We start from the raw sequence: 22,796 nt of genomic DNA on the forward strand, positions 1-22,796 counted from the left end.
TTTCTCGCCTTTGGTAGGGATCGAAAAGTTGGGTTTTAAACGCACCATTCCGATCTCGAGGAACGGTGAGATCCTCAATTCGACCATATCTTGTATCTAATATACGTTCGTAAGAGCCATTTTTACTGTTCTTAAGCTCTGGATGTTCAACTTCGAAGAAATTTTTCATCTCTTCCCTCATCAACATTTCAGCTTGTTCTTTAATTATCTTTTTTAACATGGGTTCTAATTGATTCATAAGTTCTTCATAGTTTATACTTATAGACATAGGTGGGGCACATCCTTTAAATGTTTTTTGTGGTGATTAACATTAAGGATACCCCACCTTGTTTTTTTAAGCCTAAAACTTACTTACACAGACTATTGTACGTCATCGACTTCGTCCTACGGGGTCTCACCATGTCCTCTAATCCCACAGGAGTCGTGTCATTTCCCCGACCACCTTGCCATGAAGAAGAGGGACGGAACATCAACCAATCTTAGAAGTTGCCACGTAGCCATTGATATAACAGCATGTTTGTCCTCTGTTTTCATTATGGAAGAAGACCTCCTATTCGGTTCCGTTCGTGAAAATAAGGCTAAGCAGAGAGGGCTGGAAAAAGCGGACTAGACGAAACCCACGGAGCAAAGCGAGGCCACTGAAAAAGTCTTTACAAGGCAAAATACAATGAGACCACCTACTATATATATCGGTGATCCCATCGACTTTGCCTTATATATTGATTGATTTAGTTCTAATTCTCTTATATTATCAATTTTTCAGTGTCCTCCTCCACGATTCTCACGCATAAGGCGTTCTGCTCACGTGAAGATGTTTCCGTTCTCCTCACAAAAGCAAGAAGGTCCGGGAAATTGCGAGACTCCACTTTAAAAGCGGAGGCGCCTTGGTCAGCGGCGTATGGACTGGACTGAGCTGTCGGAGATAAAGGAAACACGAAGAACATCGTGATTCGATGTTGACTTATCGTACAGAAGCGAGGGAAGTCTTACTAGCCGCTAGGCGCTGGAGCTGGATAACGCCGATAGGATTGATGAACTAGATTTAGCCTTCGTCCTTATAAACGTAAGAGCTGGGATGAACATGATCGGTGAGATCCCGCAAGGCGTAGCCTGAGGAAGCTCACCACATGCCCACGGAAAGTGAGTGATTTCCCGGACCTTCTAACGCCATCCTAGGTAACGGAAACTACCGAAATGTCTCGAAGCTGAGTCTTCCATAATCAGGAGCGTTAGTTAAATAAGCCCAATATAAAAAAAGCTCCACCCTAAAGGATGGAACTCGTTGATATCTCCTATTCTTCTTCTGCCCATTTTTTCAATGTCCTATATACTTCATCTTTCTTAACTTCCTCAATTTGATAAATATCAAATAGTTCTGAAAGCCATATCCCATCAATAGCTAGACGAATGATCGTAGCCTTAACAGGGTCAAGACCATCATTTTCAATCTTATCCTGCCAATTTGAATAAGCCTCTCGAATGGGGTGTAATAAATCTGAGTTTACAGCTTTAGCTGCGAGTAACCCGGCATTCATATCCTTATTCTCATAACTTTGATTAAATGTTACATTCAGGAATGAACGGGTCCATCTTCCTTTCTCTACTGGGTCGAGTTCAGCATTATTACTGATTTTTTCTTGATAATTACTAGCTAAATGTTCTACCATCCCCTGAACTAACGCTTCTTTTGATGGAAAGTGATAGAGCAATCCGCCTTTACTTATCCCTGCCTGCTTAGCTACCGCTTCTAACGTTAAATTAAAAATCCCCTGATCACTAACAATTTTGGATGCAGCGTGGAGAATCTCTATTTTCCTAGAACTTCTACCCATTCAAATCTCCCTTAATAAATTATTTTATTGTCTTAACTATACATTCTGGACGGTACAGTTTCAACTATATTACTTTTTTCCCGAGAAAGACATGATTCTATGTCTACCATTTATCCAAATGACTGCACTGTAATGAATTAAACCCCTATTAACATTCATTAATACCAAGAGTTCCTAATCTTATTATAATAAATCAACAACATTAACAGAAATTTCTATGCCATATATATCATGATTACTGTTCATATAGCAAAAAGTCTCATCCTTATTTTATCTCTAAGGATGAGACTTTTATCAATCCATATACCCCTCCCGGCATAGAGAATGCGTCTTACCTATGCTATAGAATAGAGCATCACCACCCTACACGATTCTCACGTATGAATATGAAGCTTCTGCTCACGTGTTTCCGTTCTCCTCACAAAAGCAAGAAGGTCCGGGAAATTGCGAGACTCCTCCTTTAAAAGCGGAGGCGCCTTGGTCAGCGGCGTATGGACTACTGAGCTGTCGGAGATAAAGGAAACACGAAGAACATCGTGATTCGATGTTGACTTATCGTACAGAAGCGAGGGAAGTCTCACTAGCCGCTAGGCGCTAGGCGCTGGAGCTGGATAACGCCGATGTGATTGATGAACTAGATGTAGCCTGCGTCCTTATAAAACGTAAGAGTTGGGATGAACATGATCGGTGAGATCCCGCAAGGCGTAGCCTGAGGAATCTCGCCACATGCCCACGGAAAGCGAGTGATTTCCCGGACCTTCATACGCCATCCTTTGTAACGGAAATTAGTAAGGATCCGCTTCATGTCCTTTTTCTTCTGCTTCGTCAACCGCATCAGCCGCCCCCGTACTTCCCATGGGAGAGCCGCCTTTCTTAGGGAGCTTTCCTTTTGTTGGAGTGATTTCCTCTCCAAACTCTTCGTTCATGCTAGCCTTGGCAAGATCAACATCTATCCCTAATCCATTGGCTACTTGTTTTCCATAGTCTTCATCACATTCCGAAAACATTTGAATCATTTTATGTTGAATATGGGAGTGAGCAGGTTTAAGAGAATTAACTAGATTATTAATTAAGTCTTCACGTTCCCAGTCTTTCAATAAGCGGTATCTTTCTCCCGCCTGCTTAAAGTTATTTTCCCTATCAATGGTTTCCTTTATAAGCTTCCCTTCAGCGTAGGGCTGATGAGGAGTGACTTTATGGTTTGACTCCTCTAACCCATTTAAAGTAGAGGGTTCGTAATTGACATGAGGATTCGATCCTTCTGGGCGATCCACGTAGTGAGACATTTGACCACCTTCTTGATTTGTTGCCACATGTTTTCTCGGTGCATTAACGGGCAATTGTAAATAGTTTGCTCCGACACGATAGCGTTGGGTATCAGAATAAGAAAAGGTACGCCCTTGAAGCATCTTATCATCTGAAAAATCCAGTCCATCAACTAAAACTCCTGTACCAAATGAAGCTTGCTCAATTTCATTATAATAGTGATCTGGATTTTTATTTAATACCATTTTTCCTACTTTTAAAAAAGGAAACTGATCCTCTGGCCAAATTTTTGTATCATCCAATGGGTCGAAATCGAGTTCAGGATGCTCATGATCATCCATCATTTGTACACAAAGCTCCCATTCCGGATATTCTCCTCTATCAATCGCTTCGTAAAGATCTTGAGTCGCATGGTTGAAGTTCTCAGCTTGAATGGCATTTGCTTCTTCTTGCGTTAAATTTTTAATTCCTTGTTTTAGTGGCTCCCAGTGGTATTTAATTAATTGAGCTTCCCCTTTTTCATTCACCCAACGATACGTGTTAACACCAGACCCTTGCATATGTCGATAGTTTGCAGGAATTCCCCATGGTGAAAACAAAAAGGTAATCATATGCATGGCCTCAGGGGTTTGACTTATAAAATCAAAAATACGTTCAGTATCCTGTATATTTGTCACAGGATCTGGTTTAAAGGAGTGAATCAGATCTGGGAATTTAATCGCATCCCGGATAAAGAAAACCTTTAAATTATTTCCAACCAAATCCCAGTTTCCATCCTCAGTATAAAATTTAACAGCAAACCCACGCGGATCTCTCAGCGTCTCGGGTGAACCTGCTGGGTGAGTCACCGTTGAAAATCGAACAAGTAACGGTGTCTGTTTTCCTTCCCCAGAAAATACTTTGGCTCTCGTATATTTTTCTACTGGTTCATCACCGACTTTTCCATACGTTTCAAAATAACCATGTGCCCCCGTTCCACGAGCGTGAACCACACGTTCCGGGACGCGTTCACGGTCAAAGTGAGAGATTTTTTCGATAAAATCATAATTCTCTAACGTAGCCGGGCCTCGATTCCCAACTGTTCTCATATTTTGATTATTTCTAACGGGATGCCCTTGTCTTGTCGTTAATGTATCTTCATGCTCATCCTGTGAAAAACGCTCATCTTCTGCTCCACCAGGACCTTGTTCTTTATTTTTACCCAAATTCATCCCTCCTAGATATTCTTCATTTAACAGTTTTTCTCAAATGTAGGGTTTTTATCCCATTTTTAAAATCCAGAAAATTTAGAAAAACTATCTATGAAACATAGACAGATTACAGTATGTAGTGTATAGTTCTAACCAAATAAATCTTTAATTACATACCTAATTCACTAGGGGTGCCTTTACTTAAGGGCTGAGATTCAAGTATAACTTGGGGACTCTTTGAACCTGAACTGGTTTAAAAACCAGCGGAGGAAAGTGACCGAGATTCCACATCTCCTTGATGTGAGGTTCATAATAATTATTGAATGAATCTGCCACTTTCCTTTTTCGGGAAGTGGCATTTTTTATTGCCTTGGGAGGAGAAGGGAGGTGAGTTCTTTGGAGCTTGTCGCCGTTACAAATGGAAAGATGGAGGAGCGCCTTTTAATAGAAATTATTAGAAAGGTTGCTTCATCATTGGATTTTATTATTTTACGAGAGACTCAAAAATCTCCATCTGAGTACCTCTCATTTACAAAAAAATTATTAGAAACTGGAGTCAGTAAAGAGAAGCTATATATTCATGGACGGGCAGATATTGCCTATATGACTGGTATTCGTAATCTCCACCTCCCAGAAAACGGACTGCCTATACAAGATTTAAAACACACATTTCCTACATTAAGAATTGGTATGTCCGTTCACTCGCTTGCGTCCGCTCGTTACGCGGAAAAGCAAGGAGCTGATTATGTAATGTTCGGTCATATTTATCAAACAGACAGTAAAAAAGGAAAGCAACCAAGAGGTTTGAAAGATTTAGTAGACATCACTTCTTCCCTTCACATTCCTGTTATAGCTATCGGAGGCATCAAACCCCTTCAGGCTAAAGATTTATATGTAAAAGGCGCTCATGGTTTGGCTGTCATGTCAGGAATATTTGACGATAACAATCCACTTTATGCAGTAGGCCAATACAGGAAGGAGGCTAAATTATATGAAACAAAACTTTGATGTACTCATTGTTGGAGGCGGGATTATTGGTCACTCTATCTCCTATTATCTAAATAAAGCCGGGGTTCACTCAGTCGTCATAGAAAAACAGGAAAGCGGCAATAGAGCAACAAAAGCCGCAGCAGGAATGTTGGGTGTGCATACTGAAAACAAAACAAATAATTCTTACTACCAATTTTGCTCGGATAGCCGCAACCAGTATCAGGAATTATCTAAAGAACTGTGGGATTTAACCGGCATTAATATAGGACTTTCAAACTTTGGAATGATGCAAGTAGCTCAAACAGAACAAGAGAAAAATGCATTACTTTCAAAAAGAGAGCCTTTTTCAAATTTAGAGTGGATAAATCAAGCTCAACTTAGGGCAAGAAACGAGCACCTATCTAACCATATTAAAGGTGCGTTACTCATGAAGGATGACGGCCATGTTGAACCTGCAAATGTATGTGAAGCATTTAAGCGAGGTGCACTATTACATGGAGGGAAAGTTACCGAAAACACAAACGTAATCGGAATTGAAAAAGAAAGGTCTTCTCAAGATTTTTTAGTCCATTTAGAAACTGAAACCATTCCAGTTGAGAAAGTTGTTCTTGCTTCAGGTGCTGAAAGTGGATCTTGGTTTGAGAATACTGGACTAACTAACCCAATTGTTCCTACTAAGGGTGAATGCTTCTCCATTCGTCCACGTATAACTTCTCTAACCGAAACCATTTTCAATGAGAGCTGTTACATTGTTCCTAAATCGGACGGTCGTTATATTATTGGGGCCACCTCACTACCATATGATCATAGCACCCATACTTCTGCAGGAGGCTTAGAAGATTTGATGAACAAAGCATTTTCACTTGTACCTTCGTTAAGAGATGAACCATTTCTAGACTATTGGTCTGGAATCAGACCTGGAACATTAGATCATATGCCTATCATTGGTGAACATCCCTCCCTTCAAGGATTATATTTTGCCACAGGCCACTATCGAAACGGTATACTGCTAGCACCTGCTACGGGTGAAATGATTACAAATCTCATTGTGAAAAGTCCGGTGGCTCAAGGTTTAGAAGAAACGTTTTCACCAAATCGCTTTCAAACTCAAGGAGGAAGCTTACATGAGTATACAAGTTAATGGGAGAATCTTAGAGCTAGAAAAATCAGTAGTTACTATCGCTGATTTGCTTCAAAGTTATAACATTCAGCAGAAGATTTCTGTCGTAGAACACAATAAAGAAATTATTAATAAAAGTCATTATGAACAAGCGAAGCTATCTGACGGTGATACGTTAGAAATTGTTCATTTTGTAGGAGGCGGATGATTATGTTAACTATCGGAAATGAATCTTTCCAATCTCGTTTGATGTTAGGAACTGGAAAATATCCAAGCTTTGAGATGCAGAAAGAAGCTGTAAAAGTATCTGAAACGGAGATTTTAACCTTTGCTGTTAGAAGAATGGATATTTTTGACCCTAGTGAACCTAATCTCTTAGAGGAATTGGATTTGGAAAAATACACTTTATTACCAAACACCGCAGGAGCTAAGACAGCTGAAGAGGCCGTTAGAATTGCTCGTTTAGCTAAAGCCTCAGGGCTATGTGACATGATAAAGGTTGAGGTAATTGGTTGTGACAAAACCCTACTACCGGATCCTTTTGAAACTATGAAAGCCTCTGTTCAATTATTAGAGGAAGGATTTACTGTTCTTACTTATACTTCCGATGATGTTGTTTTAGCTAGGAGATTAGAAGAGGAAGGAATACACGCGATCATGCCTGGAGCCTCTCCTATTGGGTCAGGGCAAGGGATCTCAAACCCAATGAACCTTCAATTCATAATTGATCAAGCGAACATTCCAGTTATTGTAGATGCAGGAATAGGCTCTCCAAAGGACGCCGCATTCGCCATGGAACTTGGAGCCGATGGCATTTTACTAAATACGGCCGTCTCTGCAGCCAACGACCCTGTAAAAATGGCAGAGGCTATGAAACTGGCTATTCAATCGGGTAGATTAGGTTATAACGCTGGTAGAATGCCTAAAAAAACATATGCCACAAAAAGCAGTCCTGAAAGTGGGATGATTAAGTAATGTCAGAGCGTTACTCAAGACAGGAATTATTCACTCCCATTGGTTCCTCTGGACAAGCTCTTTTAGCTGAAAAACACGTATTCATTGTAGGTGCAGGTGCTTTAGGAAGTTCCAATGCCGAAATGCTTACAAGGGCAGGGGTGGGCAAAATAACTATCATTGATCGTGACTATATTGACTGGAGCAACCTGACCAGACAGCAATTATATACTGAGGAAGACGCCCGCCAGTACATTCCTAAAGCGAAGGCTGCCGAAAACAGACTACGAACGATTAACTCAGAAATTGAAGTCAATGGAATTGCTGATGAATTTTCAGCAGAAACTGCAGGTGAACTGCTTCAAAATGTTGATATCGTTATAGATGGGACCGATAATTTTGAAACAAGATTCATTATGAATGACATCACGGCAAAACATAATGTTCCTTGGATTTATGGTGGTTGTGTCAAAAGCCATGGAATATCGCTCCCTATTCTCCCTGGTGAAACTCCCTGTTTGCAGTGCTTAATCGATCAAATTCCTCAAGAAGGGATGACGTGTGACACAGTAGGTATCATTAGTCCAGTTGTGCAAATGACAGCAGCCTATCAAACTACAGAATGCTTGAAATTTCTAACTGATCATCCCATGTCTACTGAAATGGTTTACTTTGATATATGGGAAAGACAGCATTCTTCTATCAACGTAAAAAAACTGTTAAACCCAACCTGCTCCTCATGCTCTAGCCATGCAACTTATCCTTACCTAACAAAGGAAAAAGGGATTCGTACGGCTGTCCTATGCGGACGTGACACAGTCCAAGTAAGACCAAGTGCAACTATTAAGCTAACGCTGGAAGACTTGTCAATACGTTTAAAGCCAATCTCGCAAAAACTTCACCAAAATAGAGAGTTACTTGTATTTACTGTAGAAGAGTTTAGATTAGTCGTTTTCAAAGACGGACGAACCCTCGTTCATGGAACAAGTGATGTGTCTGAAGCGAAAAAATTATATCAACAGTATATTGGAGCATAAAAAACACCCTTCCATTTGAATGATGGAAGGGTGTTTTCACTTATAAAGCAATGGGTTTCATGCTCTAAGCAACATACGATCCAATGCCTTTTTCGCATCGACCGCCGTTTCTTCTTCTACTTCAATCAAATTTGTAGGCTCCCCTTGAGCGATTGACTCAAGGGACCATGCTAAATGAGGTAGATCAATTCGATTCATTGTCAAACACGGACACATGTTGGGATTCAGTGATATGATATGTTGATCAGGATGCTGATTGATGATTCGTTTTACGAGGTTCATCTCAGTACCGATCGCCCATGAACTTCCGGGCGGAGCTTGATCAATCATTTGGATGATATAGTTGGTTGAACCTGATTTATCGGAAAGTTCCACCACTTCTCTCCTACATTCCGGATGAACAATAATGTTCATATCAGGGTTCTCTTCCCGGACTTGATGAACATTTGCTATGGTGAAATTCTCGTGAACTGAACAATGTCCCTTCCACAAAATCACTTTCACATCATCAAAGTCGCCTTCATAAACAAGTTCTTCTTTAATAGGATCCCATACAGCCATCTTATCTAAAGAAATTCCAAGGTCATAGGCGGTGTTTCGACCTAAATGTTGGTCAGGCAAAAATAGAATTCGTTCTTTTTGAGTAAAAGCCCATTTAATCATCTTCTCAGCGTTTGATGAAGTGACTGTTGCCCCACCATGTTTGCCGACAAATGCTTTAATATCAGCCGTTGAATTAACATAAGTTAGCGGAAGGATCGTTTCACTAAATTCAGCCATTAACCGTTCCCAGGCTTTTTCTGTCTGATTGAAATTCGCCATATCAGCCATCGTACAGCCCGCTCGCATATCCGGCAGGTAGACTTTTTGGTTATCTCTTGTCAAAATGTCCGCTGTTTCAGCCATAAAATGAACACCGCAAAAGACGATTGCTTCAGCTTCATGTTGTGAAGCTGAAATTTGGGCAAGCTGCAAAGAATCACCACGTGCATCAGCAAACTCGATGACTTCATCCTTTTGATAATGGTGACCAGGTAGAAATAGACGCGTTCCCATCTGCTCCTTCACTAGTTGAACACGATAAGCTAACTCATTGCTTTCCATTTGCATATATTTTTCCGGTATCGTTGGTGAAGAACTTTTCATCGTTTCAAAAATATTCATTTCTAAATCCCCCTCCCATTCTTTTGCACATTGACACTAATATCTAACGAAGGTGCCGAATGAGTTAAACAACCTAAAGAAATGTAATCGACAGCGCAATCACTAAATAAAGGCAGGTCCTGTATCGTTATTCCACCAGAGGCTTCGGTTATGATATGCGATGGAACAAGTTGTAAAAACTTATGAATATCTTCCACGCTGCAATTATCAAACATAATACAGTCCACTTCCGCTTTGACAGCCTCCAGCACCTGTGCTTCCGTTTCCGTCTCGACTTCGATTTTCACCATATGGCCAACCTTCTTGCGCAATTCTTGTACGGCTTTCGTAATAGAACCAGCAAAGCTAATATGATTATCCTTAATCATGGCAGCATCTGATAGTCCATTTCGATGATTGAATCCCCCTCCCATTCTGACTGCATACTTTTCAAACATCCTGAGACCTGGCGTGGTTTTGCGAGTATCACTAATTCTCGTATGCTCACTCTGTAAATGGAAAACCGCATCTTGCGTCAATGTTGCAATCCCACTCATTTTTTGCACAAGATTTAAAATAACCCGTTCCCCTTTTAGCAGACTGCTCCATCTTCCACGAGCAAACGCAATGGTATCCCCTTGTATAATTTTCTCGCCATCCCTTTTTAATAATTGTACGTGAACCGATGGATCAAGCACTTGAAAACCTGTAAAGATCACGTTGCCTCCACAGAAAACACCTGACTGCTTCGCATGGAACACAATCTCTCCTTCATAATCATCTTCAAATAAGTAATCACTTGTTACATCGATATCCCCGATATCCTCTATAAAAAAATGCTCCACTGCTTGTTTAAGCTTTAATTGATTGATAGGATCTCCTCATTTCTAAAGTCTGTGTTGTTTGTTTCACTTGCCATGTGTCATTTTCACATGGAAAATCACTCCGGAAGTGACCACCCCGGCTTTCCGTACGTGTAAGAGCGGCATTTGTGATCAGCCAACACGTTTGTAACATCGAGACAATGGACCACTGCTGTTTTGTAAGTTGACTAAAGTCCGCTCTGATCCACTTGTCAAGTTCAAACGATTCAATCCATTCTCGTTGAACTTGCAATGATTCTTCATCACGAACGATGCCTACCCGCTTCATCATATGGGATTGAATTTCTTTTTTTGTAGGTAATGATATATTAGGCAGGGCTTCATAGTCTGAACTGCGATGTGCATGATCAAGGATAGAAGCTGGCTCCTTAGCGATAAACGTTGCAAGCCGCTTTCCATAAACTAACCCTTCAAGGAGAGAGTTACTGGCCAATCGATTGGCACCATGCACTCCGGTACAAGCCACTTCCCCGATCGCATAAAGACCAGGAACATTCGTGCTTCCAAGATCATCTGTCTTAACACCCCCCATGAGAAAATGACTTCCGGGAGCTACAGGGATTTTCCCAAAAACTCCATTTCGATGACATAACGCTGTAACCGTGGGAAATTCCCCTTCAAAATCTTTTATTGTTGAAATATCTAAATAGACAGATTTCCCACTCTCTAACCTTTCAAAAATAGTTTGTGCAACTATGTGCCTTGGTCCTAAATCGCCCATGGGATGAACCCCGTCCATAAAGTAATTTCCCTGCTCATCCACGATCCGGGCTCCTTGCCCACGAACTGCTTCTGATACGAGTCCTTTCGTTTCTCCATTAGTAAACAACAACGTTGGGTGAAATTGTACGAATTCCATATCAACCACTTTAGCTCCCGCCCAATAAGCGAGTGATATTCCATCGCCTGTCGCTGCTTCGGAATTTGAGGTGAGCGAATAAAGCTGCCCACAACCTCCAGTCGACAAAACGACATGCGGAGCAACAGTTATTCGGGACTGATCGTTCTTCGTTTTACTTTTGACCCCATAACAGTGTCCGTTTTCATTAACAAGCAGTTCATAAACAGATTGATCCTCCAACATTTGCACATTACGTCCTAGTTTTTTTAGTAAATACTGCACGATTGTACGACCTGTTTGATCACCACCGCCATGAATAATTCGTGAAAATCTATGCGCTCCTTCTTTCCCGAGCTGAAGGTTGCCGTCCTCATCCCGGTCAAATAAACAGTGATCGTCTATCAGTTCCTGAATTATTGCTGGAGCCTCGTGTGTTAAGTCATAAACTGCCTGCCGATTATTCAAATGTCTGCCGGCTTCTAACGTATCTAAGTAATGTGAAAAAGTATGATCATCAGCACTCACTGCTGCTGCAACTCCTCCTTGAGCTAGTGAAGAATTGCTCTTCCTTTTATGCGACTTTGTGATAATAATCACATGTAAATGCCTAGGAAGATGTACCGCAAGCTGTAATGCGGCTATCCCACTCCCTACAATAATTACATCTACTTTGTTCAAAACTTCACCTCCAATGTTTACATATGTATTTACACATATATTTACATAGATTAAAATTGAATTCAAGTCTTTTTTTGTGAGGAGAAAATGCAATATGAACTATTTTGACTATGCAGCCACATGTCCAATTAGTGAAACAGCTTTAGAAACGTATATAAAAGCATCACGTGAATACTTTGGAAATACTCAAAGTGTCCATGACATTGGCTCAAAAGCAGATTTATTAGTCGAGCACTGCCGGCAAACTTTAGCTAACCTTCTACAAGTGGAGAGGGAGGGAATTACTTTTACCAGTGGAGGGACAGAAAGTAATATGCTTGCATTAAACGCCCTTGCAAGTGCAAAAAATGGCAATCATATCATCATTTCAACAGGGGAGCATTCATCGGTGCATAACACTATTTCAAAGCTTTCCGAAGAAAAAGGATATGAGGTAAGCGAAGTGTCATTAACCAATGAGGGGGTTGTCAATACTGAAGAACTAAAACGGGTAATTCGCAAAGATACAGTTCTCGTTTCCGTACAGCACGTAAACTCCGACATTGGAACAGTTCAGCCGATTGAAAAAATTCATGAGCTTTGCCAGGCGAATGGGATTTGGCTTCACAGTGATTGTGTCCAGTCGTTTGGGAAAATTGATCTGTCTAAGGTCACTTCCCTGGTAGATAGCTTCTCACTTTCAAGCCATAAAATTTACGGACCTAAAGGTGTAGGTGCTTTATACATCCGTCCTACTCTATCCTTTGTGCCCTTTTTTGAAGGTGTATCTCACGAAAATGGCGTTCGACCGGGAACTCTTAATACACCAGGAATTGCTGCTTTCACTACCGCTGCAGAAAATAACTTGACCAATCTAGAAGTGCGCCAACAGCATATTAAAACATTAAAGAAAGAATTTTTGGCTAGTTTGGAAGATGTGACTGATTTCGTGAATTTAATTGGCTTTAGCGCAGATTCATCGATCCCTATTCTCGGCCTTTGTATGAGAGAAATCGATGGTCAACACATGATGCTTGAAGGAAATCGCAGGGGTTACTCATTTTCAACAGGAAGTGCGTGTAAGGTTCGCGGCGGCGGCCTGTCGAAAACTCTTTTATCGATGGGAATTTCAGAAGAAGAAGCGAGAACTTTTATAAGAATCTCTTTTGGATTTGACCAAAATTTGGAAGATGTTCGCGGACTGGCGGCCTCTATGAAGAAAGTGATGAAGGAGCGTAATTTTATTGGGTAAAGGTGAAGGGAAATTGTAGAGAAATATTTCGCGTATTTGTGATTGTTCCTTAACTCTGTATGATTGTTCCCTAACGGTGTTTTATTGTTCCTTAACTCAATACGATTGTTCCCTAACGATGTTTTATTGTTCCTTAACTCAAAATTCACTTCCATGATAAGAATAAATTATGTCTTAAAGCTAAAAATATAGGCAGTCACTAAGAAGATAGGTGGGCCTATAGATTATGACAAAAAAATCGGAAAAAAATAAAAAACTCTCATGGTGGCAACTTTCACTCATCGGGGTCGGATGTACAATTGGCACAGGATTCTTCTTGGGATCTTCTCTTGCCATTAATAGAGGCGGACCAGGCGTCATCTTCGTCTTTCTATTAGCTGCTATAGGTACATATATTGTTTTTCAGGCGTTAGCAAAGATGACGGCTGAGCACCCTGAAAAAGGATCATTTCGTTCCTATGCAAAAAAAGCATACGGTAGATGGGCAGGTTTTAGTAATGGGTGGGTGTACTGGTCTTCTGAATTATTAATTATGGGAAGTCAATTAACAGCACTAGCCATTTTCTCTCAGTTTTGGTTTCCCAATCTTCCTTTATGGATGTTGTCCACTGTCTTTGGAGTGTTAGGGATCGGAGTAATTTTCACAGGTGTAGCTGGGTTTGAACGAGTTGAAAATATATTTGCTGTAATTAAAACGGCTGCTATCTTCATGTTTATCGTTATCGCTGTATTGGCCTTAACAGGGACACTCAGCGGAGGCCGACCCGATCCAACAATGAGTATGGGATTTGATGGACTATTTCCTATGGGGATTACAGGGATTTGGGCCGCGTTACTTTACGCGTTTTATGCATTTGGTGGAATTGAAGTTATGGGGATTATGGCAAATGAATTAAAGGATCCAAAAGATGCGTCCAAATCTGGGAGATTCATGCTTATACTTCTCGCCTTCGTTTATGTTGTTTCGTTAGGGCTAGCTTTATTTCTCGTTTCTTGGAAAAAGTTCAATGCAGATGAGAGTCCTTTTATTACAGCCTTAAATCAATATGACTTGTCCTTTGTTCCGCATGTATTTAATGGGGCTTTAATCATTGCGGGTTTTTCCACCATGGTTGCCTCCCTTTATGCTATTACAACAATCTTAGCTACTCTTGCAGAAGACGGGGATGCCCCCGCTTTTTTTGCTAAAACAGGAAAACGAGGCGTTCCTATACATTCGTTAATTCTTACAATTGGTGGGCTAGCCTTATCAATCTTCGTAGCCCTATTATTGCCTGAGAAGATTTTCGAATATTTAACAACGGCTGCAGGGTTAATGCTTTTGTATAATTGGCTGTTTATCCTGTTATCTTATAAAAAATTAATGAAGTTGACTACTGCCGAACGAATAAAGAGGTTAGTTGGGTTCACCCTGATTGCAGCCGCTATTAGTGGAACAATGTTCGACTCCACGAGCAGAATTGGTTTTTTTATCAGTTTATTATTTTTACTCGTCATAAGTATCATTACGCTTATAATGAGGAAAAAGTGGCAGGAATCTCCAGAATAAGCTTGTCCCAGTTAAAAATGGAACAATAACTTAACGGCTTTATAACCAAAATAGGCGGCAAAACCAAACATGAAAAGTCCCGAAAAGATTGAAATACGCTTTAACGTTCGGGTGGTTAGAAATTTCCTGAACCCACTGGAAATCAACGCCATCGTAACATCCCATAACATTAAACCCAAAATAATCGCTGCCCCATATAACACTAAATGGAAGTGATCATACCGAGTAATTGTATTGGCTAACACAGAGCCATAAATACCTAACCAAAATAAAATTGACAAGGGATTCGTGACCGAAATTAAGAATCCTGTTGCGAAAGTTTTTTTTAGAGGATCCTTTTGCCTGCTTTGATTAACTTCTAGCTTTTGTGAACTCGTTATACTTTCAAAACCCGTGTAAAGCAATACAAAAGCGCCGAATGACCATAGGAAAGTTTGCATAAAGGGAATTTCTAAGAAATGTATAACCCCAAAGAAAACCGCTAAAATATAAAGGATTTCTCCAGTTACCGAACCTAGTCCAATAAGCCATGAATGAAAAAAACCATTTTTAATCCCCTGATCAATTTGAGCCGCATTGATCGGTCCGATGGGAGCTGCGAGCGATAACCCCAGAAAAACATAACTTAAAAATACAGCCAAATTATTCACACCTCCAAATGTGGCTAGCTTGTACTCATTTTATTCTTCACTACAGAATTGTATGACGAGGCCACTGAAAAAGTCCTTTTCTATTAATAATGAACTTTTCGAAAAACACTATCCCAAAATCTAACGGGTTCAGTTTTCGAGTACAAAACATGAAATAACATACGAATGAAGAGACCAAATTGCATATGATTTGGTCTCTTATTATTCCTTGTTATATCAACGATGATCGGTATTTAAAATATTTATAGAGATTGTGGACGATTATAATTAAACTAACGAAACCGTATTGTTGAAGACTTGAATTCGAGATGTTTGTGTGAATTTTGGGGCTACGGGAAACGGCTCGCTTTCCATGGGGCGAGCGCTGAGCCTCCTCGGACTTCGTCCTGTGGGGTCTCAGCTGTCCCGCACATCCCATAGGAGTCTCACCGTTTCCCTCCGCCCCTTTACCATATAAGTGTCTCGATACCACTTCAAGGCAGCCATTCCTAAGTTTGCATGCAAATCTTGATAGAAGGCGGTCTTATTAAAATCCTTGATATAGAGAGGTTCATTGCAATAGAACACGGATAGTGGAAGATAGTCCTTCTGGGAAAGGGATTCGTTTCTCACACATCGAATGAGGGGCTTGGGAATCTCCCCGTTTCCTCGCCACCCATCCTTTGCCTTTAATGAACGGCCCTACTGCCATGAGTCGTCTTCTGTGTTCGCTACACCATATGTAATCAGTGTGCAGTTGCAAACTCTCTTCTATGAATAGCCTACAATTTGAAGAATCAGTTACTGAGGTTTCCGTTTGCCTCACAATGGCAAGGATCTTTAGTTGAAGAAGAAAATATAAAGAAAAACGCTTGGATATTAAAATGTCCAAGCGTTTTCTTTACCAATTGTAATGGTATTTAGTATGTTAATTGGTTCGATAATTTTGTTGCTATTTTTCCCTCTAAGTATGTTTTTGTACTCCAAAACCGAACTATTTCCCCAAAATCACATTGTTTTTTTCTGTCAAAGCGGAGGATTAAGTCCAATTTGCCCTAATTTATAAACTGAAAATGGGGATAGAATTTTCAGGGTTTTGCTTTTCTTAAAATTTACCGGACTTTTTCAGTGGCCTCTTGTATGACTACAAGGGGCCTTCATTTAGAGGACAAAAAAACACATTGCTTGATCTACAATGTGTTTTTACCTTTACTGGTTGTTCGCATGATGAGTTTCTTCAATCAATCTTAATAAGTCCGTAGCCCGTTGGATTTGTTGGGCATTTGCTTCCGTATTCACCGATGGGTCGTGCTTCGCTTTGGATAGTTCTTCTTCCGCTATTTTCACTTGTGATTGAGCTTCAACAAAACCAGTTTGGTCTTCCTGTGCCCTCTCCACTGCTAGTTTTGCATTATTCAATTGATTCATGACGTGTTCGAAATCCATTTCTCTACCTCCTGTCTTTTCATTACTTTTGTTTTTTTTACAGCATTTTATTCATCTTCATTAAAATAAAGGAGTTCTATCATGCGTGCTTTATCCTTTTATAAATAACTAAAACCACCCGAAATTGCAGGTGGCTTTGCAGATTGAAAATTTTACATAGTTTTTTCTTGCAGTACTTGCTCTCGTTGGTTGTAAAATTTGTAATACAACGGATAAGCTCGCGTATACCAAAGTTGAATCATAGGACCAAGAAATAGCATCGGTGCTAATGTCCCAAGACCCACTGGGCCGCCAATAACAAAGGCAAGGCTTGTCATCATTACAGCAACTAGCGTTTGACCTAGCTGCAAGCTTAAATTAAAACGGTGACTGATTGCTAAGAATAATTGATCAACGGGAGCACGCGGGAATTGCGGAAGTATATAAATCGCAACACCTAGCCCCACAATAGCAACACCAGCCAGTAAGGTGGTTACTTGAAAGACAAATGGAATTGTAGATAAATCTATATTTGCAAAAACAACCTCAAGCCAAAAGTCCAAAATAATACTTTCTAATACTAATGGAATAATTGCTCGAATCTCTGGTCGTTGCTTCATTAACTTTGCGTTTATAAAAATAATAATAAATTGAAATACTCCGTACCAGATTCCCACGGTTAAACCAAGAATATCAGAAACCCCGATAAAAAAAGCTGTCCAGAAACCCGCACCGAGTGTTGCGTTTATAATGAGTGTAACTCCCAAGAAATTGATAACCATACCAAGAAGGTAAACCGAAGAACGATATAACATGACGGTTTTCCTCCCCTCTAATAAAATGTGTGAACTAAAGAGGTTTCTCTTAAAATTCGTCTCCACATTTTAATAGCGATTTTCTTACACGTCAATACATTTAATCACGGTAAAAAAAGGTTGGAGTTATTTTCCATTACTTATCCAGCAACGCTTTTCCCTTTAGATAAAATTCATCCATTTCATCCTTAGGTACTAGTGCACCGCCTGTTGCCCAAATAACATGTGTAGCGTCAGCCTTTTTAGATAGAAGATTTTTAATTTTCATAGGTCCTAGTAGTCCTGCTGTAGCAGATGGTTCAATATAAATTTTTTCACTATCGGCCAATAAAGCTAATAATTTATGAAATTCATCATCCTCTATTGTATAAATCGTGCTAACTAGATGCTTACTAATTTCACTCGCAAAGCGTGATGGGCGGCCAACTGCTAATCCATCCGCTTCGGTAAGATTATCTATATCAAAACCCTGCACACTAACCTTCTCATTTTCACCGGTCATCATCCCTATTAAAACAGACGGAGAATGGGTCGGTTCAACAAATACACAATGGACATTATCTCCGAAGGTTTGTTTTAGACCAAATGTGATACCACCAGGAGCTCCGCCAACCCCGCATGGCATGTAAACAATTAATGGGTGATCCTGATCAACTATTATATTACTATATTCGATTTGCTTCTTTAGCCTTAATGCAGCTACACTATAACCTAAAAATAAATGCTTTGAATCTTCATCATCAACGAAATATCCTTTAGGATCTTGTATTGTTAGGGCTCTTCCCTTCGCAATAGCTTCACTGAAATCCCCTGTGTATTCATATACCTTTGCGCCTCTATTTCGCAAAAGCTTCTTTTTCCATGACTTTGCATCTGCAGACATGTGAACATCAACATTAAAGCCTAGCTTCGTACTAATTGTTCCTATACTTAAAGCTAAGTTCCCTGTTGAGCCCACACCTATCGTATAGTTATTGAAAAAATCTTTGAACTTAGGAGTAGAGAATACTTCGTAGTTATCGTCTTTAGAAACTAAATCATTTTCTAACGCAAGCTTCTCTGCATATCTTAAAACCTCATAGACTCCTCCACGAGCTTTAATTGACCCGGCAATCGGTAATTGATTATCGCATTTTAAGTATAAACTGCCTTCGAACGTTTGCTGATAATACTCTTGCATTCTTTCTTTCATTTTTCGAATTTCTATTAAAGGTGATTCAACAATACCGTCACTCGTTTCAGGAAAAGCTTTTGCTAAAAAGGGCGCGAATCGTTTCCAAAGGCGCTCAGCCTCAAAAATATCTTGCTTGCTAATAGGAAGAGATGGTACCTGGCGCATCTTTTTACAGTTCGTATTAGTCCAAACTACGGGTTCAAGTTTAGTTATTTTATTTAATAGAGGAAATAACGTATGCCACTCCTTTATTGATTTCCCTAATACTTTAGATTGTTCCATTGAAACCCTCCTAACATTATTTAATATTCTTACCTTTTCTTGTTAATTTTAACATTTATCACCTGAATTCCAGGATAACCCAAAACACAAGCAGACTTTTAATATATTTCCGATACTGTAAAGAAAACAAGTATACAGATTCAAACATTGCAAAAAGTAAATTAAACAACAGTATAATTCGCCTACAAAAATGCTTGGATTAGATCTAATCCAAGCATTTTTACGGGTGTTTATCCTTATATTTTTCACGATTTTGTGAGTGGTAAAATCCTTTATGAATATGAAACTAAAAATCGGCAAACTGTACCGACATGGAATGATTGATTGGATGGGGGTATTTGCCTCACTTTCAGCGGACGTATTCAAGTCTCCTTATCAAGGGTCTCGCTAGCCCATTTCCGTAGGAGCCTTCCTTCGTATGTTTCTCCCACAAAAAAACGAAACTACTTACTTTTGATAGAGAGATTTTTTGATAGAGAGACTATTTAGAGTCATAAGAATTCAGAGCATTAACAGAATGAGCGATAGCTGAACCAGCTTTCAGAGCCGTTGCCACAAAAATACTTTCAGCAACTTCTTCTTTAGATGCACCTTCTTGCTTTGCCCCTTTTGTATGAATATCAATGCAATATGGACAGCCGGTAGTATGAGCCACGGCGATGGCAATTAGTTCTTTCTCTTTGGCTGACAAAGCTCCTGATTTCATTGCTTGTTTATCAAAATCAACAAATCCTTGAAAAGCCTCTCCGGATAACTCAGCAAATTCTTTAATACGACTAAAATATTGCTTTTTGTACAACTCTGGATCTGAACTCTCATCATAAGCTTGAAGTGCATTCCCGCCATGAGCCATTGCAGATCCTGCTTTTAGTGCTGTTGCCACAAAAATACTCTCACTAAGTTCCTCTTTTGATACTTCATTTGTTTTTGCGTTTTTCACATGAAGTTCAATACAGTAAGGGCACCCCGTCGTATGTGCTACGGCAATTGCAATAATTTCTTTAAATTTAGCGGACAGCTTCCCTGGAGCTAATGCTTGTTTATCAAATTCAACAAAAGCACGAAAAGCTTCAGGGGCTAACGGTTCCATTTCTGGCAATCTAGAAAAGTATGATTTTTTGTACAAAATTTCGTTACTCAAAGTAAATTCCACCTTTTCGTTTAGTATGTAATCATGATTCATTTTACAGAAAATTCTCGTAAATGACTAATCAAATATTATGTTCATTCGCTCAAAAAATAAAGTCTGCCATTTAATAGTAAGTAGTTCCGATACCGTGGAGAAAATCTAAAATAACAGGTGAAATAACATACTTAAACACACAATGTTTAGCACCATAAAGAACAGTATATTTTCTTGTTAAACTAAAGCCCCAGTTTGTTTCATAACAAAAAGATCCGTTTGCCGTATGGAGTTTGGCCGGGATTCTGAAAGACAAACAGTTAAAGAAACCGACTTTTTGAATCGTTCCAGTACATTCAAGCCTGAAATTCTTGAGTCTCTGTACACAGTTAAAAGAAACAGCTTACATCATTTATGGAACGCTATATTCTTTCAATTCAAGACCTCGATCTTCAAACAAGCTCTGCATGAATGTTTCAATGTCAACGCTGTTTCCTTTTTAAAACAAGGGTATGGTCAATTAGCTAGTAGACAGGCAGGAATTTCATCTTTTTGAGAACGAAATCCATTATTTTCACTCATTAGGATTTATGGATTCGATCCTTTCGTCTCCCGAATGATTATGCCGGCTATCCGGAAATTCATGGTTTTGGAGTAAAGGCAGATACATCGTACTTTAACAGTAACGGTAAAACAGCATGATTTCGATAAAAACATACGGCAAGGGGCGGTGGGGAAGGGGGAGACTCCTGTGGGATACGCGGGTTAGATGAGACCCCGGAAGGCGCCAGCCTGAGGAGGCTCAGCGCACGCCCACGGAAAGCGACTCCTTCCCCACCGCCCCTTTCTCCACACCATCATCTCAGAATCGAATCTTCAATAATCCTTCACAGACTCCACAATTTCCTACTTGGTCTATAAAAATCAACATAGCAAATAGGCATACCGATTAACATAGTAATTAGCACGTTGACAGCATCTATTGTCATTATGTTATTTGGGGTTGTGATTTTGTATGATAATTCACGTGTTATTATCCCATAACCATTGATATATAAGAGGAAAATAAGAGACCAAATCATATGCGATTTGGTCTGCTAATTACAATGCTATTTCGTATGTTTCTCCACCGATACGGAACTACTTAATTTAACAAACAGACTTTAAAACTTTATGCGGTCCTGATATTTTTCGATTAACTTACGATTATGTTCCTCTACACCATCCAAGTTACCACTTAAAAAGATCGGCGGTTCCTCTCCACTTTCTTGAAGACTTACGATAGTTTTCGCCAATAAGTCTTGGATAAGAGCCGCTCCAATCACAGATGAAACCGGAGCGAACGCTTGAGCAATTCCTTCTACTTCTAAAGCTGCATCACCTATAGGAACTTGGGTGTCGATCACAATGTCGACGACTTCTTCTAATCTTTTTCCTGAAGGATGCCGTGAAGGCTGTGTAAAGGAGTATTCCATCGACATTAAACCGATAACATAAGCTCCTTTCCCACGACTATAGTTTGCTACATCAATCGGAGCTGGATTACGGCCAGAAGTAGAAATTACGATTACTACATCTTCTGCTCGTACATCTTCTGCTGCTAGGTAACCCTCTGCGAAATTGGGCGTTTTTTCGTATTCACTTGATTGCACAGCTCCCTGACTAAGGGTGAGTGGTTCAATGATCATCGGACGAATCGGAACCAGCCCTCCCGCTCTATAATAGGGTTCTTGAGCGAGCAAACTTGAATGACCGCAGCCAAACAAATGGATAATTCCATCTTTATTAAGCTGCTCGGTTATCATCCGACTTACAGAGGTTAAATGTGTGCTTGTCGATTTTTCTAAGTTCATAAGCTGATCTGAGACTTTCGATAAATAGGACAACATATTCCTCTCCTTATGCACGATAAATATCACTAATAAATTTATAACGATCAGCACGGTAGGACGATTTAACGACTTCAAACGGGGTTCCATCGGTTAAGAAACTGTTCCGCTCAATATACAAAACGGCGGAGTCCGTGGGTATATCCAATAATGAGGCTTGATTTTCATCAGCAGTTGTTGCTTCGATCATTTGATTAGCCTTTCCAATTGGCTGCTTTTTTGTTTGTTCTATATAATGGTAAAGTGAACCAAGGACGATCGCTTCACTTAGCCCGGGAAACATAGCTACGGGAAGAAAGTTCTTTTCAATTGCCATTGGTTTTTGATCTGCATAACGAATTCTTTGAATTTGGTAAACATCCGCTTCTTCCTCGATCGCTAATTTTCGCGAGATATCCAGAGGTGCAGCTACCTTTTCAAATGAAATTAATTTACTACTCGCCTCCATGCCCCTCTTCTTCATATCTTCAGTGAAACTAGTTAATCCTTGTAGGGGCTGTTCGATTTTTTCATCTGCAACAAATGTGCCTTTTCCTTTTTCACGAAATAAGACTCCCTCGTTCACCATATTAGTCATGGCCTGTCTGACCGTCATCCGACTTACCTCATAACTTTCCGATAGCTCACGCTCGGAAGGGATCATATCGGAAGGGCGGAATTCATTATTTGATATTCGTTGTTTAATATCTTCTTCAATCTGATAATACATAGGGAGTGGTGACTTTTTATCAATCATATACTATT

The 22,796-nt window shown here is 39.9% G+C and carries 21 protein-coding genes and 1 riboswitch; of the genes, 8 read left to right on the top strand and 13 right to left on the bottom strand.

Translation table 11 applies throughout. The features are described from left to right. From ACFQIC_RS09565 to ACFQIC_RS09575, 3 genes are all read right to left on the bottom strand, one after another. Positions 1–268, bottom strand: a 268-nt coding sequence (locus ACFQIC_RS09565; protein ID WP_390217063.1) for a transposase, incomplete at its 3' end; no start/stop codon positions are given. A 1,024-nt stretch (positions 269–1,292) separates the two neighbouring features. Continuing rightward, positions 1,293–1,832, bottom strand: coding sequence for a TetR/AcrR family transcriptional regulator (locus ACFQIC_RS09570; protein ID WP_204708036.1), 540 nt, complete (start codon positions 1,830–1,832; stop codon positions 1,293–1,295). 785 nt (positions 1,833–2,617) lie between these two features. Further along, on the bottom strand, positions 2,618–4,309 hold the full coding sequence (locus ACFQIC_RS09575) for a catalase (RefSeq protein ID WP_204708037.1): 1,692 nt from the start codon (positions 4,307–4,309) through the stop codon (positions 2,618–2,620). Positions 4,310–4,465: 156 nt separating this feature from the next. Further along, positions 4,466–4,577: riboswitch (TPP riboswitch) on the top strand. A 98-nt stretch (positions 4,578–4,675) separates the two neighbouring features. Between ACFQIC_RS09575 and ACFQIC_RS09580 the strand changes: the two genes are divergently transcribed. The 5 genes from ACFQIC_RS09580 to ACFQIC_RS09600 are packed head-to-tail and all read left to right on the top strand — an operon-like array spanning position 4,676 to position 8,389. After that, positions 4,676–5,296: a thiamine phosphate synthase gene (locus ACFQIC_RS09580; RefSeq protein WP_204708038.1), complete on the top strand. Its 621-nt coding sequence runs from the start codon at positions 4,676–4,678 to the stop codon at positions 5,294–5,296. Further along, entirely contained in the window at positions 5,280–6,419 is a 1,140-nt protein-coding gene (gene thiO, locus ACFQIC_RS09585) for a glycine oxidase ThiO (RefSeq protein ID WP_204708039.1), read from the top strand. Before ACFQIC_RS09580 ends, thiO begins: the two co-directional genes overlap by 17 nt. Next, on the top strand, positions 6,403–6,606 hold the full coding sequence (thiS, locus tag ACFQIC_RS09590) for a sulfur carrier protein ThiS (RefSeq protein ID WP_204708040.1): 204 nt from the start codon (positions 6,403–6,405) through the stop codon (positions 6,604–6,606). Before thiO ends, thiS begins: the two co-directional genes overlap by 17 nt. Next, entirely contained in the window at positions 6,603–7,373 is a 771-nt protein-coding gene (locus tag ACFQIC_RS09595) for a thiazole synthase (protein ID WP_204708041.1), read from the top strand. The genes thiS and ACFQIC_RS09595 overlap by 4 nt, the downstream gene beginning before the upstream one ends. Beyond that, positions 7,373–8,389 carry a ThiF family adenylyltransferase gene (locus tag ACFQIC_RS09600; RefSeq protein WP_204708042.1) on the top strand — a complete coding sequence of 339 codons (1,017 nt, stop codon included), beginning with the start codon at positions 7,373–7,375 and terminating at the stop codon, positions 8,387–8,389. Before ACFQIC_RS09595 ends, ACFQIC_RS09600 begins: the two co-directional genes overlap by 1 nt. Before the next feature lie 57 nt (positions 8,390–8,446). Here the strand turns inward: ACFQIC_RS09600 and nadA are convergent, their stop codons facing one another. From nadA to nadB, 3 genes are read right to left on the bottom strand one after another with little or no spacing between them, the layout of a single operon-like run. Beyond that, positions 8,447–9,553: a quinolinate synthase NadA gene (gene nadA, locus ACFQIC_RS09605; protein WP_204708043.1), complete on the bottom strand. Its 1,107-nt coding sequence runs from the start codon at positions 9,551–9,553 to the stop codon at positions 8,447–8,449. A gap of 2 nt (positions 9,554–9,555) precedes the next feature. Further along, complete coding sequence (gene nadC, locus ACFQIC_RS09610; RefSeq protein ID WP_204708245.1) at positions 9,556–10,404, bottom strand: carboxylating nicotinate-nucleotide diphosphorylase; 849 nt, start codon at positions 10,402–10,404, stop codon at positions 9,556–9,558. After that, positions 10,385–11,935 carry an L-aspartate oxidase gene (gene nadB, locus ACFQIC_RS09615; protein WP_204708044.1) on the bottom strand — a complete coding sequence of 517 codons (1,551 nt, stop codon included), beginning with the start codon at positions 11,933–11,935 and terminating at the stop codon, positions 10,385–10,387. Before nadB ends, nadC begins: the two co-directional genes overlap by 20 nt. 94 nt (positions 11,936–12,029) lie before the next feature. Between nadB and ACFQIC_RS09620 the strand changes: the two genes are divergently transcribed. Continuing rightward, the gene (locus ACFQIC_RS09620) at positions 12,030–13,166 is read left to right on the top strand and encodes an IscS subfamily cysteine desulfurase (protein ID WP_204708045.1); all 1,137 of its coding nucleotides are present in this window, start codon (positions 12,030–12,032) and stop codon (positions 13,164–13,166) included. A 226-nt stretch (positions 13,167–13,392) separates the two neighbouring features. Beyond that, entirely contained in the window at positions 13,393–14,715 is a 1,323-nt protein-coding gene (locus ACFQIC_RS09625; protein ID WP_204708046.1) for an amino acid permease, read from the top strand. Positions 14,716–14,726: 11 nt separating this feature from the next. Here the strand turns inward: ACFQIC_RS09625 and ACFQIC_RS09630 are convergent, their stop codons facing one another. From ACFQIC_RS09630 to ACFQIC_RS09650, 5 genes are all read right to left on the bottom strand, one after another. After that, positions 14,727–15,356 carry a LysE family transporter gene (locus ACFQIC_RS09630; protein ID WP_204708047.1) on the bottom strand — a complete coding sequence of 210 codons (630 nt, stop codon included), beginning with the start codon at positions 15,354–15,356 and terminating at the stop codon, positions 14,727–14,729. 1,197 nt (positions 15,357–16,553) lie between these two features. Beyond that, positions 16,554–16,790 (bottom strand): hypothetical protein, encoded by a 237-nt coding sequence (locus ACFQIC_RS09635; RefSeq protein ID WP_204708048.1) that lies wholly within the window; start codon positions 16,788–16,790, stop codon positions 16,554–16,556. Between the two features lie 152 nt (positions 16,791–16,942). Next, entirely contained in the window at positions 16,943–17,584 is a 642-nt protein-coding gene (locus ACFQIC_RS09640; protein ID WP_204708049.1) for a YczE/YyaS/YitT family protein, read from the bottom strand. A gap of 136 nt (positions 17,585–17,720) precedes the next feature. Then, positions 17,721–19,040 carry a D-serine ammonia-lyase gene (locus ACFQIC_RS09645; RefSeq protein WP_204708050.1) on the bottom strand — a complete coding sequence of 440 codons (1,320 nt, stop codon included), beginning with the start codon at positions 19,038–19,040 and terminating at the stop codon, positions 17,721–17,723. Between the two features lie 481 nt (positions 19,041–19,521). Beyond that, positions 19,522–20,181 (bottom strand): carboxymuconolactone decarboxylase family protein, encoded by a 660-nt coding sequence (locus tag ACFQIC_RS09650; protein WP_390217064.1) that lies wholly within the window; start codon positions 20,179–20,181, stop codon positions 19,522–19,524. A gap of 268 nt (positions 20,182–20,449) precedes the next feature. Between ACFQIC_RS09650 and ACFQIC_RS09655 the strand changes: the two genes are divergently transcribed. Beyond that, entirely contained in the window at positions 20,450–20,719 is a 270-nt protein-coding gene (locus ACFQIC_RS09655) for a hypothetical protein (protein ID WP_390217065.1), read from the top strand. A 607-nt stretch (positions 20,720–21,326) separates the two neighbouring features. On the opposite strand, the gene ACFQIC_RS09660 is transcribed toward ACFQIC_RS09655, so the two are convergent. Beyond that, entirely contained in the window at positions 21,327–22,052 is a 726-nt protein-coding gene (locus tag ACFQIC_RS09660) for a sugar isomerase domain-containing protein (RefSeq protein WP_204708052.1), read from the bottom strand. A gap of 10 nt (positions 22,053–22,062) precedes the next feature. Beyond that, positions 22,063–22,788: a GntR family transcriptional regulator gene (locus ACFQIC_RS09665; RefSeq protein WP_204708053.1), complete on the bottom strand. Its 726-nt coding sequence runs from the start codon at positions 22,786–22,788 to the stop codon at positions 22,063–22,065. Between the last annotated feature and the right edge of the window lie 8 nt (positions 22,789–22,796).

It is taken from the genome of Halobacillus seohaensis (assembly GCF_042663045.1).
GTDB lineage: Bacteria > Bacillota > Bacilli > Bacillales > Halobacillaceae > Halobacillus_A > Halobacillus_A seohaensis.